This is a genomic window from Paraburkholderia sp. BCC1886 (genome assembly GCF_900996245.1).
Lineage (GTDB): Bacteria > Pseudomonadota > Gammaproteobacteria > Burkholderiales > Burkholderiaceae > Paraburkholderia.
In genome coordinates this window covers 17756-32127 of the sequence record NZ_CAAJGK010000050.1, presented here as the reverse complement: position 1 = coordinate 32127, position 14372 = coordinate 17756, and the positions used below count along the sequence as shown (strand labels likewise).

Annotated in this window: 13 protein-coding genes and 1 tRNA gene; 13 read left to right on the top strand and 1 reads right to left on the bottom strand. The window is 61.1% G+C overall.

Annotated features, from left to right (window positions below; genetic code table 11):
- Nucleotides 1-20 precede the first annotated feature (20 nt).
- The gene (locus tag FQ746_RS17570; RefSeq protein ID WP_144110700.1) at nucleotides 21-566 is read right to left on the bottom strand and encodes a LuxR C-terminal-related transcriptional regulator; all 546 of its coding nucleotides are present in this window, start codon (nucleotides 564-566) and stop codon (nucleotides 21-23) included.
- Between the two features lie 274 nt (nucleotides 567-840).
- Between FQ746_RS17570 and FQ746_RS17565 the strand changes: the two genes are divergently transcribed.
- From FQ746_RS17565 to FQ746_RS17505, 13 genes are all read left to right on the top strand, one after another.
- On the top strand, nucleotides 841-1545 hold the full coding sequence (locus FQ746_RS17565) for a CoA transferase subunit A (protein WP_144110698.1): 705 nt from the start codon (nucleotides 841-843) through the stop codon (nucleotides 1543-1545).
- A 2-nt stretch (nucleotides 1546-1547) separates the two neighbouring features.
- The gene (locus FQ746_RS17560; RefSeq protein WP_144110696.1) at nucleotides 1548-2189 is read left to right on the top strand and encodes a CoA transferase subunit B; all 642 of its coding nucleotides are present in this window, start codon (nucleotides 1548-1550) and stop codon (nucleotides 2187-2189) included.
- Between the two features lie 335 nt (nucleotides 2190-2524).
- A complete protein-coding gene (locus tag FQ746_RS17555; RefSeq protein WP_144110694.1) occupies nucleotides 2525-3436 on the top strand; it encodes an alpha/beta fold hydrolase in 912 nt (303 codons plus the stop codon).
- Between the two features lie 98 nt (nucleotides 3437-3534).
- Nucleotides 3535-3888, top strand: a complete 354-nt coding sequence (locus FQ746_RS17550) for a RidA family protein (protein WP_144110692.1) — start codon at nucleotides 3535-3537, stop codon at nucleotides 3886-3888.
- Nucleotides 3889-3957: 69 nt separating this feature from the next.
- A complete protein-coding gene (locus FQ746_RS17545) occupies nucleotides 3958-6201 on the top strand; it encodes a RelA/SpoT family protein (protein ID WP_144110690.1) in 2244 nt (747 codons plus the stop codon).
- 99 nt (nucleotides 6202-6300) lie between these two features.
- Nucleotides 6301-6377, top strand: a tRNA-Val gene (locus FQ746_RS17540).
- Between the two features lie 383 nt (nucleotides 6378-6760).
- Nucleotides 6761-8668 carry a threonine--tRNA ligase gene (thrS, locus tag FQ746_RS17535; protein ID WP_186310766.1) on the top strand — a complete coding sequence of 636 codons (1908 nt, stop codon included), beginning with the start codon at nucleotides 6761-6763 and terminating at the stop codon, nucleotides 8666-8668.
- Nucleotides 8669-8716: 48 nt separating this feature from the next.
- Nucleotides 8717-9241 (top strand): translation initiation factor IF-3, encoded by a 525-nt coding sequence (gene infC / locus FQ746_RS17530; RefSeq protein WP_075643546.1) that lies wholly within the window; start codon nucleotides 8717-8719, stop codon nucleotides 9239-9241.
- 284 nt (nucleotides 9242-9525) lie between these two features.
- Nucleotides 9526-9723, top strand: coding sequence for a 50S ribosomal protein L35 (gene rpmI, locus FQ746_RS17525; protein ID WP_006052501.1), 198 nt, complete (start codon nucleotides 9526-9528; stop codon nucleotides 9721-9723).
- A gap of 29 nt (nucleotides 9724-9752) precedes the next feature.
- The gene (rplT, locus tag FQ746_RS17520; protein ID WP_006052502.1) at nucleotides 9753-10112 is read left to right on the top strand and encodes a 50S ribosomal protein L20; all 360 of its coding nucleotides are present in this window, start codon (nucleotides 9753-9755) and stop codon (nucleotides 10110-10112) included.
- Nucleotides 10113-10268: 156 nt separating this feature from the next.
- Nucleotides 10269-11282: a phenylalanine--tRNA ligase subunit alpha gene (gene pheS, locus FQ746_RS17515; protein WP_186310765.1), complete on the top strand. Its 1014-nt coding sequence runs from the start codon at nucleotides 10269-10271 to the stop codon at nucleotides 11280-11282.
- Between the two features lie 131 nt (nucleotides 11283-11413).
- The gene (gene pheT / locus FQ746_RS17510) at nucleotides 11414-13849 is read left to right on the top strand and encodes a phenylalanine--tRNA ligase subunit beta (protein ID WP_144110686.1); all 2436 of its coding nucleotides are present in this window, start codon (nucleotides 11414-11416) and stop codon (nucleotides 13847-13849) included.
- 69 nt (nucleotides 13850-13918) lie between these two features.
- On the top strand, nucleotides 13919-14329 hold the full coding sequence (locus FQ746_RS17505) for an integration host factor subunit alpha (RefSeq protein WP_144110766.1): 411 nt from the start codon (nucleotides 13919-13921) through the stop codon (nucleotides 14327-14329).
- Nucleotides 14330-14372: the final 43 nt, after the last annotated feature.

Sequence of the window (14372 nt, the reverse complement as noted above, 5' to 3'; positions counted from 1 at the left end):
GGCTCCCGCCGATCGAATCTTCAATGCCCGAGCAGTCGCTGCAATAGCTCCGTGGCGTTACCCGTATCGTATTTGCGCATCAGCCGCGCGCGGTAGACATCGACCGTACGTGGACTGATGTCGAGCGCGCGGCCAATCTGCTTGCTGGTTTTTCCCGTCACGAGTTGCGCGGCGATTTCCCGCTCGCGAGGCGTCAACTCGACCGCGACTCGCCGCGTCGCACTCAGGTCCTCGAAAGTCCAGACGCCGGCGGCATGCGCCTGCCCACGCTGCTGCGCGCGGCCCGTCACGTGGCACCAGAACAGTTCGCCGTTGGCGCGTTTCATGATGCGGTCGTCCGCGTAACTGCCGTGCGCGGTCATGATCGGCGGAATGCGCGCGCCGATCCGCTCGAACTCGTCCGTCGACGGATACAGCACCTGGAACGACTGGCCGAGCAACGCTTCGCGCGGGCAACCGAAAATGGACGCGAGTTCGTGGTTGCAGTCTTCGATGATCCGTTCGCGCGACAGCACGAGTCCGATCGGAGCAAGCTGAAAAGCGGTTTGGTAATCCAGTGCGGGCATGGGCGGCGGCAAGTACTTATGTATTTTTGCGTATTGTGCCGTATGGGGCGCGCAGCGTACTCTTTCGGGCAAATCACGACACGGCATGGCCGTGCGTGACCGGCAAGGCGCGCGGCCACTGTTTATCTGGGCGCACGCTGAGCCGGGCATGACTAGAATGGCGTGTCGGGCCGACGCCCGCGGAACGTCATAGTAATCGCAATGCGCGGACGGCCGTCGTTCGAAGCCCGCCGGCGCAGCGGTTCCGGATTTCCATAAAGGAAGGGACAAACTGATGAACAAGGTCTATCCAGGCGCCGCCGAGGCGCTCGCGGACATCGTCAAGGACGGGCAGACATTTGCCGTCGGCGGCTTTGGGCTGTGCGGCATTCCCGAAGCGCTGATTCTGGCGCTGCGCGATTCGAAAGTGCAGGGCATTACCTGCATCAGCAACAACGCGGGCGTCGATGGTTTCGGCCTCGGTCTGCTGCTCGAAACACGTCAGGTCAAGAAAATGATTTCGTCCTACGTGGGCGAAAACAAGGAGTTCGAGCGGCAATATCTGGCCGGCGAACTCGAACTCGAATTCACGCCGCAAGGCACGCTGGCCGAAAAGCTGCGCGCAGGCGGCTCGGGCATTCCGGCCTTTTTCACCAACACGGGTTACGGCACGCTGATCGCCGAAGGCAAGGAAACCCGTCAGTTCGGCGAGAACCACTACGTGCTGGAACATTCGCTGACCGCCGACGTTGCGCTGGTCAAAGCGTGGAAGGCGGACAAATCGGGCAACCTCATCTATCGCCGTACCGCGCGCAACTTCAATCCGATGTGCGCGATGGCGGGCAAGATCACCGTGGTCGAAGTGGAAGAGATCGTCGAAACGGGCGAACTCGATCCGGACGCCATCCATACGCCGGGCATTTTCGTGCAGCGCATCGTGCTCAATGCGCATCCGGAAAAACGTATTGAACAACGCATCGTTCGCGCGAAGGGAGACTGATCATGGCATGGACTCGTGACGAAATGGCCGCGCGCGCGGCGAAGGAACTGCAGGACGGTTTTTACGTGAACCTGGGTATCGGCTTGCCAACGCTGGTGGCCAATCACGTGCCGGCGGGCGTCGAGGTGTGGCTGCAGTCGGAAAACGGCTTGCTCGGTATCGGCCCGTCGCCGACCGAAGAAGAGGTGGACGCCGACCTGATCAACGCAGGCAAGCAGACGGTGACGACGTTGCCGGGTTCGTCGATTTTCTCGTCGGCGGACTCGTTCGCGATGATTCGCGGCGGCCACATCAATCTGGCGATTCTGGGCGCGATGCAGATCAGCGAGAAGGGCGATCTGGCCAACTGGATGATCCCAGGCAAGATGATCAAGGGCATGGGCGGCGCGATGGATCTGGTGGCGGGCGTCAAGCGCGTGGTCGTGCTGATGGAGCACGTCGCGAAGGGCGACCAGCACAAGATCCTGAAAGAATGTTCGTTGCCGCTGACGGGTGTGGGCGTGGTCGATCAGATCATTACCGACCTCGGCGTGATCGAGGTGACGCCGCAGGGGTTGAAGGTGACGGAGTTGGCGTCCGGTGTCAGCGTCGAGGAAATTCAGACGAAGACGGGCGCGCCGCTCGATGTGAGTGCGGTCAGGTGAGTTTCGATGCGCCTCGCCAGGGCTCTTTGGGCTGGGACTGTGGCGTCGAGTGGTGAGAAGCGGGCGAGACGTGAGTCTCGCCCGCTTTGTTTTGGGCCGGCCCGTTTGGGCCGGCCCGTTTGGGGTCGGCTCGTTTTGGGCCGGCCCATGTGGGCTGGCCCATATGGGCTTGGCCCAGCGGTTCACACCGGTTCGCGCGGTTTCCCTAAGCGTCCTATGCCGTCCGGCCGATCCTTGTCGCGTGGCAAAGCGGTTTACAATCGTCCGCAATCCGACGCCCTTATCCCGCCGATGCGCAACGGGCCACGCCGCGGCGCTTTTGCAAGGAACCCCAGATGACCGCAACATTCGCTTCCGCCGCCGGGCAACCCGCACCGCGCCAACGCTATGTGCAATGCGCGAGCGGCGGCGGTCTGCACCGCATTGCGTACACCGAATGGGGCGACCCGACCAATCCGCGTGTGCTGCTTTGCGTGCATGGTTTGACGCGTTCGGGGCGCGATTTCGACCGCCTTGCCGCGGAGTTTGCCGGCACCTACCGCGTCGTGTGCCCGGACGTGGCAGGCCGGGGCTTGTCGTCGTGGCTGGCCAACCCCAACTTCTACACCGTGCCGCAGTACGTCGCCGACATGGTCACGCTCATCGCGCGTCTGAACGTGGAAACGGTCGACTGGTTCGGGACTTCGATGGGCGGTCTGATCGGCATGGCGCTAGCCGGTCTGCCCGAAACGCCGATCCGCAAGCTGCTTCTCAACGACGTCGGCCCGCATCTTGAACCGTCCGCCGTGCAGCGCATCGGCGACTATCTCGGCAAGCCGGTGCGGTTCGACACGCTGCAACAGGGAGTCGATTACGCCGCGTTGCTCGCCCAATCGTTCGGGCCGCTCACGCCGGACGAATGGCGCGAAATCAATACGCCGTTGCTGCATGAACAGGACGGCGGCTGGGTGCTGCGCTACGACCCGCGTATCGCGCAGCCCTTCGCGGCGATCACGGAAGAAGCCGCCAAACTCGGCGAGGCGGCGCTGTGGCACTCGCTTGCAGTATTCCAGGGGCCGGTGCTGGTCGTGCGCGGCGAGCACTCGGACCTGCTCTCGCGCGAAACCGTCACGAAGATGATCGAGACTGGGCGCGCTGTTTCCAGCGCCGAAGTCGCTGGCGTCGGACATGCGCCGGCATTTCTGTCGGCCGATCAGATCGGGCTGGCCAGGCAGTTCTTCATCGAGGCGGCGGCCGGCTCGCCGTGAAGCCTCATAATAGAGAGTTTCGCGTGACCGTCTCCTAGGAGCGCCGCCGCGTTTGGATTACGTCTTCTATCAACCTTCAACCCATCACAGGAATTTTCATGGCAGTCATTCGTCACCACGTGGACAAACGCCTCTCCGAGATCGCCGTGCACAACGGTACCGTGTACCTCGCGGGCCAGATCGCTGAAGACGCCGATCAGGACATCACGGGTCAAACGCGCGAAGTGCTGGGTCATATCGACCGTCTGCTGGGCGAAGTGAACAGCGACAAGTCGCTTCTGCTGTCGGTGCAGATCTTCATCTCGGACCTCGTGAATTTCCCCGCCATGAACGCCGTGTGGGACGAATGGGTCACGCAGGGCGCGACGCCGCCGCGCGCGACCGTGGAAGCGAAACTCGCGAACCCGAAGTGCCTGGTGGAAATCGTCGTGGTCGCGGCTCAGCGTAGCTGAGCCCGGTTCCCAAAGCATCGCCGCTGTTGAAATTCCGTTGCCAAGTCTGACCCGTCGGGTCGTCGCACCATGAATACCGAAACCGTTACCAGCCCGCCCACTCCCGCCCCTTCTTTCGACGAAGCGATGGCGTTCGTGCGCGAGCATGCCGGCGAGGTGCGGCTCTCGTCGGGCGAGTTGCTGGCGGATCATGCGGCGGGCACGGCGTCGATCATGCGCACGCTGAACGTCGATCCACCGGCCGTGCTCGCAGCGGCGCTATTCGCGCTGACGCCGCATCTGCAGGACCCGGAACGCGTCATTACCGAGCGCTTCGGGGAAGAGGTCGCGAAGCTGGTAGGCGACGTGCGCAAGTTGCTGCGGCTCGGTACGGTCAGCATGCGCGCCGCGCAGAACGCGATGCCCGAAGCGGGACGCGACGCGCAGGCCGCTCGTCGCGCGCAGGTGGAAGCATTGCGCAAGATGTTGCTGGCGTTCGCGCAGGACATTCGCGTGGTGCTGATCCGCCTCGCTTCCCGTTTGCAGTCGCTGCGCTATTACGCGGCGGCGAAGCTCACGCCGTCACCCGACGTGGCACGCGAAACGCTCGATATCTACGCGCCGCTCGCCAACCGCCTGGGTATCTGGCAATTGAAATGGGAGCTCGAAGATCTCGCGCTGCGTTTCGAAGAGCCCGTCACCTACAAGCGCATTGCCAAACTGCTCGACGAGAAACGCGTCGAGCGTGAGAGCTATGTTGCGCAAGCCATTGCCCGGCTGCAACAGGAGCTCGCCGCCGCGCACGTGCAGGCCGAGGTCAGCGGGCGGCCAAAGCACATCTACAGCATCTGGCGCAAGATGCGCGGCAAGGAACTCGACTTCGGCGAGCTGTACGACGTGCGCGCGTTTCGCGTAATCGTGCAGGACATCAAGGATTGCTACACCGTGCTCGGTATCGTGCACAACCTGTGGCAGCCGGTGCCGAGAGAGTTCGACGACTACATTTCGCGGCCCAAGCCGAATGGCTACAAGTCGCTGCATACGGTGGTGGTCGGCGACGACGGCCGGGCGTTCGAAGTACAGATCCGCACGCAGGAGATGCACCAGTTCGCCGAATACGGGGTGGCCGCGCATTGGCGCTATAAGGAAGCGGGCGTGCGCGGTTATGGCGGGCAGTTCAGCGCCAACGAGAAGTACGACGAGAAGATTGCGTGGTTGCGTCAACTGCTCGCCTGGAAAGACGATGTGTCCGAAGGCGAGCACGGCGAGAAAGCCGCGCAGCCGTGGGAACAGTTGCGCCAGGCCACGCTCGACGACGATCACATCTACGTGCTCACACCGCAAGCAAGGGTGATTCCATTACCGCACGGCGCGACGCCGGTGGATTTCGCGTATCACCTGCATAGCGAACTCGGGCATCGTTGCCGCGGCGCGCGCGTCGACGGCGCGATGGTGCCGCTCAACACGCCGTTGCAGAACGGTCAGACGGTCGAGATCGTCGCGGTGAAAGAGGGCGGTCCTTCGCGCGACTGGATCAACCCGCAACTGGGTTATCTGCAGAGTCATCGGGCGCGGCAGAAAGTGCGCGCGTGGTTCAACGGCGTCGAGGTGCAGGAGCACATCGCGAGCGGCCGCGCAATGGTCGAAAAGACGTTGCAGCGCGAGGGCAAGACTTCGGTCAATCTGGATCAGCTGGCGGCCAAGCTCGGCTTCAAGACGACCGACGATCTGTTCTCGGTAGTCGGCAAGGAAGAGTTCAGTCTGCGACTAGTCGAGCAGGCTCTGCACGATGCGCCGCCGCCTGAGCCAGTAGTCGAAGCGCCGGAGCAGTTCGAGAAGCGCAGCAGTGGCGCAAGCGTCGCGCGCGGTGCTTCCACCGGGGTGCTGGTCGTCGGTGTCGATGCGTTGCTGACGCAACTCGCGCGTTGCTGCCGCCCGGCGCCGCCCGATGCAATTTGTGGATTCGTCACGCGCGGCAAAGGCATGTCGATTCACCGCAGCGACTGCGTGACGTTCATGCGCATGGCCGATCGGGCGCCGGAACGCGTGTTGCAAACAGCGTGGTCCGCCGACGTGATGAACGGGCGCGGGCAGTCGGTCTATCCGGTCGATCTCAGCATCGAGGCGACCGATCGTCAGGGACTGCTGCGCGATATCTCCGAAGTATTCGCGCGCGAGAAGATGAACGTGATCGGCGTGAAGACGCAGTCGCGCCGCAATGCCGCGTTCATGCAATTTACCGTCGAGGTATCGAGCGCCGCGCAGATTCAACGCGCGTGTGCGCTGCTCGGCGAAGTGACGGGCGTGGTGCGCGCATCGCGTAAAAGTAGTTGACGGATGTGCATGCGTGGAAAATGCGAAGAACTTTTCAAGTCAGTACCTAAAAGGGCTTGCCAAGTGCTCTGGGGCTCCATATAATCTCGTTTCTTCATTAGGCTCGTAGCTCAGCTGGTTAGAGCACCACCTTGACATGGTGGGGGTCGTTGGTTCGAGTCCAATCGAGCCTACCAACGAAAACGAGATCCCGGTTGGCAGGTTGTGCCGGGGTTTCGCAAACTGCAGCAAGCGCTCAGGCGCAAAAAGCGAGTGGGAAATGGCACCGCGGACACCGCGAACGTTGACCGAAATCACTTCGGAGCGACGCTAGTCGAGGACCACTTTCGCCGATGTAGTTTGCAGGAAATGTGAATGCGGCCCCTCGAAAGCGGGGCCGCATTTTTTTTGCTTCTGAGCCTGTGTCGCGATGTTCGTGCGTTGCTGGGCGGTGCTGGATCGATGTTGCGTGGCTGTAGGGTCGTGGCTGTTGGTTTAATAGGTTTCTTGGCTTTTTTGACCCGCTCGTTCGAGCCGGGTCGTATGTGCCGCCGCCGGTCGGCATCACGGAGAGAGTGCAATGGTTTCGATACGTCTGCCTGACGGTTCTGTTCGACAATACGAGCATCCGGTGACCGTTGCCGAAGTGGCCGCGTCGATTGGCCCCGGCCTCGCGAAAGCGGCGCTCGGCGGCAAGATCGACGGCGAGCTGGTCGACACGTCCGCGCTGATCGATCACGACGTGGCGCTCGCTATCGTCACCGAGAAAGACGCCGACGGTCTCGATATCATTCGCCACTCCGCCGCTCACTTGCTGGCATATGCGGTGAAGAGCCTGTTTCCGGAAGCGCAGGTGACGATCGGCCCGGTCATCGACAACGGCTTCTACTACGACTTCGCCTATAGCCGCCCCTTCACGCCGGAAGATCTGGAAAAGATCGAAAAGCGCATGCAGGAACTCGCGAAGAAAGACGAGCCGGTTTCGCGTCGTGTCGTGTCACGCGACGAGGCGGTCGACTACTTCAAGAGCATCGGCGAAAAGTACAAGGCCGAGATCATCGAATCGATTCCGTCCAGCGACGATATCAAGCTGTACTCGCATGGCGGTTTCACCGATCTGTGCCGCGGCCCGCACGTGCCCTCCACCGGCAAGCTCAAGGTGTTCAAGCTGATGAAGGTCGCGGGCGCCTACTGGCGCGGCGACTCGAAGAACGAGCAGTTGCAGCGTATTTACGGCACGGCCTGGACGAAGAAGGAAGACCAGGAAGCGTACCTGCACATGCTCGAGGAAGCGGAGAAGCGCGATCACCGCAAGCTCGGCAAGCAACTGGACCTGTTCCATATGCAGGACGAGTCGCCGGGCATGGTGTTCTGGCATCCGCGTGGCTGGACGCTGTGGCAACAGGTCGAGCAGTACATGCGTCGCCGCGTGAACGACGCCGGTTACCTTGAAATCAAGACGCCGATGATCATGGACCGCTCGCTGTGGGAAGCGTCGGGACACTGGCAGAACTATCGTGAAAACATGTTCACGACGGAATCGGAAAAGCGCGATTACGCGATCAAGCCGATGAACTGCCCGGGCCACGTACAGGTGTTCAACCATGGTCTGCGCTCGTATCGCGATTTGCCGCTGCGTTACGCCGAGTTTGGCTCGTGCCATCGCAACGAATCGTCGGGTGCGTTGCACGGCCTGATGCGAGTGCGTGGTTTCGTGCAGGACGACGCGCATATCTTCTGTACCGAAAGCCAGTTCATCAGCGAATCCATTGCCTTCAATACGCTCGCGATGAGCGTCTATAAAGACTTCGGCTTCGACAACGTCGAGATCAAGCTGTCGCTGCGCCCGGATGCGCGCGCTGGCACCGACGAGACGTGGGATCGGGCGGAACAGGGTCTGCGTGAAGCGTTGACGGCCTGCGGCGTGACGTGGGAAGAGCTGCCGGGCGAGGGCGCTTTCTACGGCCCGAAGGTCGAGTATCACATCAAGGATGCACTGGGCCGGTCGTGGCAATGCGGCACGTTGCAGCTCGACATGGTGCTGCCGGAGCGCCTCGGCGCCGAGTATGTCGCCGAGGACAATAGCCGTCGCCGACCCATCATGCTGCACCGTGCAATCGTCGGATCCATGGAGCGTTTTCTCGGCATTCTGATCGAGCACCATGCTGGTGCAATGCCGTCGTGGCTCGCGCCCATGCAGGTTGTGGTCATGAATATCGCAGAAAGTCAGACTGAATATGCGCAGTCGCTAGCCCAATCGTTGCAAAAACAAGGGGTTAGAGTAGAGGCCGATTTGCGCAACGAGAAGATTAGCTATAAAATACGCGAGCACACGCTGGAGAAGGTCCCGTACCTGCTGGTGGTCGGCGACAAAGAGCGTGAAGCCCAAACGGTAGCCGTGCGTGCCCGTGGTGGTGTCGATCTGGGTGTGATGCCTCTCGATACCTTCATTGAGCGTCTGCGTCAGGACGTGCAGTCGTTCAACTAAGCCACTTGCAGCCCGGCTCGTTTTTTTAATTTTTAAAGGAAACGTAACATCGCTACTGATAAGTCTGCGCACCGCATCAACGGTGAAATTACGGCACCCGAGGTGCGTCTGGTCGGAGTCGAGAACGAACCGCTCGGCATCGTGAAACTCGCTGATGCGTTCCGCATGTCGGAACAGCAAGACGTGGATCTGGTCGAAATCGCTCCGCAAGCGGTCCCGCCGGTTTGCCGATTGATGGACTACGGCAAGTTCAAGTACTCGGAAGCGAAAAAGCAGCACGAGGCCAAGCTCAAGCAGAAGGTCGTCCAGGTCAAGGAAGTCAAATTCCGCCCGGGTACCGACGACGGCGACTACAACGTCAAACTGCGCAACCTCATTCGCTTCCTCGACGACGGCGACAAGACGAAAATCACGTTGCGTTTCCGTGGCCGTGAAATGGCTCACCAGGAAATTGGTATGCGCATGCTCGAGCGCTTGCGCACGGACCTCGACGAAGTCGGTCAGGTCGAGCAAATGCCGAAAATGGAAGGGCGCCAGATGATCATGGTGCTCGCTCCGAAGAAAAAGAAGTAAGCAACCTGAGTGGCGGCGCGCCATGTGGCGCGCACTCGGGTTGTGTCTGAACGATTCAGCAAGCCGGTTCAGCAAGTCTCAACCAGATTCAAGCGATCCACGTCGGGTGTCCGGCGCGGAATCGGCAAGGTTTCGGAGCGGTGCCCACGCAAATGGGCAACGTATCTGGAAAGCGGCTGCCGGCGGTATCGGCGGTCTGCATACCAAGTGGAATGGGTTTCGAAGGGCGGGTCGTGGCCAGCAGGCCGACCGCACACCCATATCCATCTAATAATGGAGTTGTCATGCCGAAGATGAAGACCAAGAAGAGTGCTGCAAAGCGCTTCGTGGTGCGTCCGGGCGGTACCGTCAAGCGCGGTCAAGCCTTCAAGCGCCACATTCTTACCAAGAAGACCACCAAGAACAAACGCCATTTGCGCGGTTCGACGGCAGTTCATGATTCCGATCTGAACTCCGTGCGCGCAATGCTGCCGTTCGCTTAACCCTTAACCGACACTCATAGGAGCAAGACATGCCTCGAGTAAAACGTGGGGTTACCGCACGGGCCCGTCACAAGAAGATCATCAAGCTGGCCAAGGGTTACCGCGGCCGTCGCAATAACGTCTATCGCATCGCCAAGCAGGCGGTCATGCGCGCAGGCCAATACGCCTACCGCGATCGCCGCAACAAGAAGCGTGTGTTCCGTGCTTTGTGGATCACGCGTATCAACGCGGCGGTGCGTCAGCACGACATGACGTACAGCGTGTTCATCAACGGCCTGAAGAAGGCCTCGATCGAACTCGACCGCAAGGTGCTGGCCGACATGGCTGTGTTCGACAAGGCTGCTTTTGCTGCGATCGTTCAGCAGGTGAAAGCCGCCGTTGCAGCCTGATTGCGCTTTGGGCAATTAAACTGCGTGGTTCGTTGCAGCGAATATCCGGTAGTCTCGGTGACGCTGCAACAAAAACGGGGCTCCTCACCGAGCCCCGTTTTTGTTGGTAGAACCAGTTTTGCTTCGATTGAACACTGACGTTGAAAGATGGGATCAATGGATCTGGACCAGATTGTCGCCGACGCGCAAAAAGCCTTCGCAGAAGCCTCCGACATCACCACCCTCGAGAACGAGAAAGCCCGCTTTCTCGGCAAATCGGGTGCGCTGACCGAGCTGCTGAAGGGTCTTGGCAAGCTCGATCCTGACACGCGCAAGACCGAAGGCGCACGGATCAACCTCGTCAAGCAACAAGTGGAAGCCGCATTGACGGCGCGCCGCCAGGCGCTGGCCGACGCGCTGTTGAATCAGCGCCTTGCCGCCGAAGCCATCGACGTGACGTTGCCCGGTCGTGGTACCGGCGCCGGCAGCCTGCACCCGGTCATGCGCACGTGGGAACGCGTCGAGCAGATTTTCCGCACGATCGGTTTCGACGTGGCCGACGGCCCCGAAATCGAAACCGACTGGTACAACTTCACCTCGCTGAACAGCCCGGAAAACCATCCGGCGCGTTCGATGCAGGACACGTTCTACGTCGACGGTAAAGACGCCGACGGCCGCCAGTTGCTGCTGCGCACGCACACGAGCCCGATGCAGGTTCGTTACGCCCGCACCAACACGCCGCCGATCAAGGTGATCGTGCCGGGCCGCACCTACCGGGTGGACAGCGACGCGACGCACTCGCCGATGTTCAACCAGGTCGAAGGCCTGTGGATCGATGAGAACATCAGCTTCGCCGATCTGAAAGGCGTCTACACCGACTTCCTGAAAAAATTCTTCGAGCGCGACGACATTCTCGTGCGCTTCCGTCCGTCGTATTTCCCGTTCACCGAACCGTCGGCCGAAATCGACATGAAGTTCGAAACGGGCAAGAACGCCGGCAAGTGGCTCGAAATTTCCGGCTCCGGCCAGGTTCATCCCACGGTCATCCGCAACATGGGTCTGGACCCGGAACGCTATATCGGTTTTGCTTTCGGTAGCGGACTCGAACGTCTCACCATGCTGCGCTATGGCGTGCAGGACCTGCGTCTGTTTTTCGAAAACGACCTGCGTTTCCTGCGCCAGTTCGCCTAAGACGGCGCATCGAGCCGCCACGCCGAACGCGCTATAAGCGTCAAGCCAGCGTCCCCGGCAGTGCTCGTAAAAGACGAGTATCGAAGCGCCGCCGGACGTGGACCTAACCTGATCAGAACGTACACAGAACCATGCAATTCCCGGAATCCTGGCTGAGAACTTTTGTCGATCCGCAACTGACGACCGATGAGCTGTCGCACGCGTTGACCATGGCGGGTCTCGAAGTCGAAGACCTGCGCCCGGCTGCGCCGCCGACCACGAAGATCGTCGTGGGTCAGGTGCTCGAAGTCGTCAAGCACCCGGACGCGGACAAGCTCAACGTCTGTCAGGTGAACGCCGGAACGGGCGCGACCTTGAACATCGTGTGCGGAGCGCCGAACGTGGCGCCGGGCATCAAGGTGCCGGTCGCGCTGGTCGGCGCGGAATTGCCGCCGGCCGAAGAGGGCGGCGCGCCATTCGCGATCAAGCTCTCCAAACTGCGCGGTGTCGAAAGCCAGGGCATGCTCTGCTCGGCACGCGAACTGAAACTCTCCGAAGACCATAGCGGTCTGCTGATCCTGCCGGACGATACGCCGATCGGCCAGGACATTCGCGACACGCTCGAGCTCGACGACACCGTTTTCGAAGTCAAGCTCACGCCGAACAAGGCGGACTGCCTGTCGGTGTTCGGCGTCGCGCGCGAAACGTCGGCCATCACCGGCGCACCGTTGCGTCCCCTCGAGATCAAGCCGGCCGAAGTGAAGCTCGACGAAACGCTGCCCGTAAAAATCTCGGCGCCCGATCTGTGCGGCCGCTTCTCGGGCCGCGTCATTCGCGGCGTCAATGCGCGCGCGAAATCGCCGCAATGGATGGTGCAGCGTCTCGAGCGTTCGGGCCAGCGCAGCATCTCGGCGCTGGTCGACATCTCCAACTACGTGATGCTCGAACTCGGCCGTCCGTCGCACGTGTTCGATCTGGACAAGATTCACGGCGGCATGGACGTGCGCTGGGGCCGCAAGGGCGAAACGCTCAAGCTGCTCAACGGCAACACCGTCGAACTGGATGAAACGGTCGGCGTGATTGCCGACGAGCAGCACATCGAAAGTCTCGCCGGCATCATGGGCGGCGACAGCACGGCCGTCACGCTCGACACCGCCAACATCTATCTGGAAGCCGCATTCTGGTGGCCGGACAGCATTCGCGGCCGTTCGCGCAAATACAACTTTTCGACGGATGCGGGTCACCGTTTCGAACGCGGCGTCGACTATGCGACGACCGTCGAGCACATCGAGCGCATTACGCAACTGATTCTCGACATCTGCGGCGGCGCGGCCGGTCCGGTGGACGATCAGATCGTCAACCTGCCCACGCGCACGCCGGTCGAGATGCGGGTCTCGCGCGCGAACCGCATCATCGGTGTGAAGATCGGCGCGGACGAGATCGCGCAAATCTTCACGCGGCTCGGCCTTTCGTTCGAACACGATGGCGATACCTTCTCGGTCATGCCGCCGTCGTACCGCTTCGACATCGAGATCGAAGAGGACCTGATCGAAGAAGTCGCGCGCATCTACGGCTTCGAAAAGATTCCCGCCCGCCCGCCGGTCGCGACCAGCGAAATGCGCGCGACCAACGAAACGCAGCGCTCCATCCACGTCATCCGTCACGCCATCGCCGCGCGCGATTACGCGGAAACCGTCAACTTCAGTTTCGTCGATGCCGAGTGGGAGCAGGACTTCGCGGGCAACGACAAGCCCGTGCGTCTGCTCAACCCGATCGCCAGCCAGCTCTCGGTCATGCGCACGACGCTGTTCGGCAGCCTGATCAACGTGCTGCGGACCAACCTGAACCGTCGCGCCGCCGACCGCGTGCGGGTGTTCGAAGCGGGCCGCGTGTTCCTGCACGATCCGTCGATCAAAGCCGGCGAGCTGACCGTCGAAGGTTTCGCGCAACCGAAGATGATCGGCGGCCTCGCGTACGGCGCCGCGCTCGACGAACAATGGGGCGCGCCGACGCGCACCGTCGACTACTTCGACGTGAAGGGCGATCTCGAAGCGGTGCTCGCTCCCGCGGTCGCACGATTCGTGAAAGGTGAGCATCCGGCATTGCATCCGGGACGCAGCGCGCGTATCGAACTGAATGGTCGCGCAGTGGGCTGGATTGGTGAATTACATCCGCGCTGGATGCAGAAATACGATCTGCCGCATGCGCCGATTCTGTTCGAAATCGAAGCAGAAGCATTAATGCAGCGAGTATTGCCGACTCCGGGTGACGTGTCTAAATTCCAGCCGGTTCGTCGCGATATCGCAGTCGTGGTCGACCAGAAAATCGAGGTTCAGGCACTGCTCGACGAGCTGCAGAACGCGCAGTCGGAACCGGCTTGCAAGTCCGTTCAGAAGGTCGTGCTTTTTGACGAATTCCGTCCAAAATCAAACACTTCCGGCGGCCTGGCAGCGCATGAGAAAAGCCTTGCGTTCCGTGTGACCTTGCAAGATACTGGCGGGACCCTTCAGGATGAAACGGTCGATCTGGCCATTCAAACCCTCGTGGAACGTCTGGCTCGAGTCTATGGCGCACGGTTGCGTGGATAACCCGCATTTAACATTTGCACGGCATTTTCTCGCAACTTTCGTTTCTGCTTGGCGCGCCATTTGATAGATATGAATGAAATGAACTCGAGTGATTTCGAAGCTCTTCTTACGGCGCAACGCAGCGCCATGATTCGCGATATTCCGACATCACCCGCCTCTGTTTCTACGGAAACACCGACGCTCACTAAAGCGGAACTTGCCGAGTTGCTGTTCGACAATGTCGGGCTCAACAAGCGCGAAGCGAAAGACATGGTCGAGGCGTTTTTCGAGGTGATCCGCGATGCGCTGGAGAGTGGGGATAGCGTGAAGCTGTCCGGGTTCGGCAATTTCCAGTTGCGCGACAAACCCCAGCGTCCCGGCAGAAATCCGAAAACCGGCGAGGCGATTCCTATCGCCGCACGCCGCGTTGTGACGTTCCATGCAAGTCAAAAGCTGAAAGCGCTAGTCGAGAACGGCGCTGAAGCGAGCTTCGCGCGCTGAGCGACTGGCGCGCTCCTGCGCAACCCACCACGACGGCTAACTG

Bases quoted from the DNA above. Each gene is read 5' to 3' on its own strand.
- FQ746_RS17570 (WP_144110700.1), bottom strand. From the start codon at position 566: ATGCCCGCACTGGATTACCAAACCGCTTTTCAGCTTGCTCCGATCGGA.
- FQ746_RS17565 (WP_144110698.1), top strand. From the start codon at position 841: ATGAACAAGGTCTATCCAGGCGCCGCCGAGGCGCTCGCGGACATCGTC.
- FQ746_RS17560 (WP_144110696.1), top strand. From the start codon at position 1,548: ATGGCATGGACTCGTGACGAAATGGCCGCGCGCGCGGCGAAGGAACTG.
- FQ746_RS17555 (WP_144110694.1), top strand. From the start codon at position 2,525: ATGACCGCAACATTCGCTTCCGCCGCCGGGCAACCCGCACCGCGCCAA.
- FQ746_RS17550 (WP_144110692.1), top strand. From the start codon at position 3,535: ATGGCAGTCATTCGTCACCACGTGGACAAACGCCTCTCCGAGATCGCC.
- FQ746_RS17545 (WP_144110690.1), top strand. From the start codon at position 3,958: ATGAATACCGAAACCGTTACCAGCCCGCCCACTCCCGCCCCTTCTTTC.
- thrS (WP_186310766.1), top strand. From the start codon at position 6,761: ATGGTTTCGATACGTCTGCCTGACGGTTCTGTTCGACAATACGAGCAT.
- rpmI (WP_006052501.1), top strand. From the start codon at position 9,526: ATGCCGAAGATGAAGACCAAGAAGAGTGCTGCAAAGCGCTTCGTGGTG.
- rplT (WP_006052502.1), top strand. From the start codon at position 9,753: ATGCCTCGAGTAAAACGTGGGGTTACCGCACGGGCCCGTCACAAGAAG.
- pheS (WP_186310765.1), top strand. From the start codon at position 10,269: ATGGATCTGGACCAGATTGTCGCCGACGCGCAAAAAGCCTTCGCAGAA.
- pheT (WP_144110686.1), top strand. From the start codon at position 11,414: ATGCAATTCCCGGAATCCTGGCTGAGAACTTTTGTCGATCCGCAACTG.
- FQ746_RS17505 (WP_144110766.1), top strand. From the start codon at position 13,919: ATGAATGAAATGAACTCGAGTGATTTCGAAGCTCTTCTTACGGCGCAA.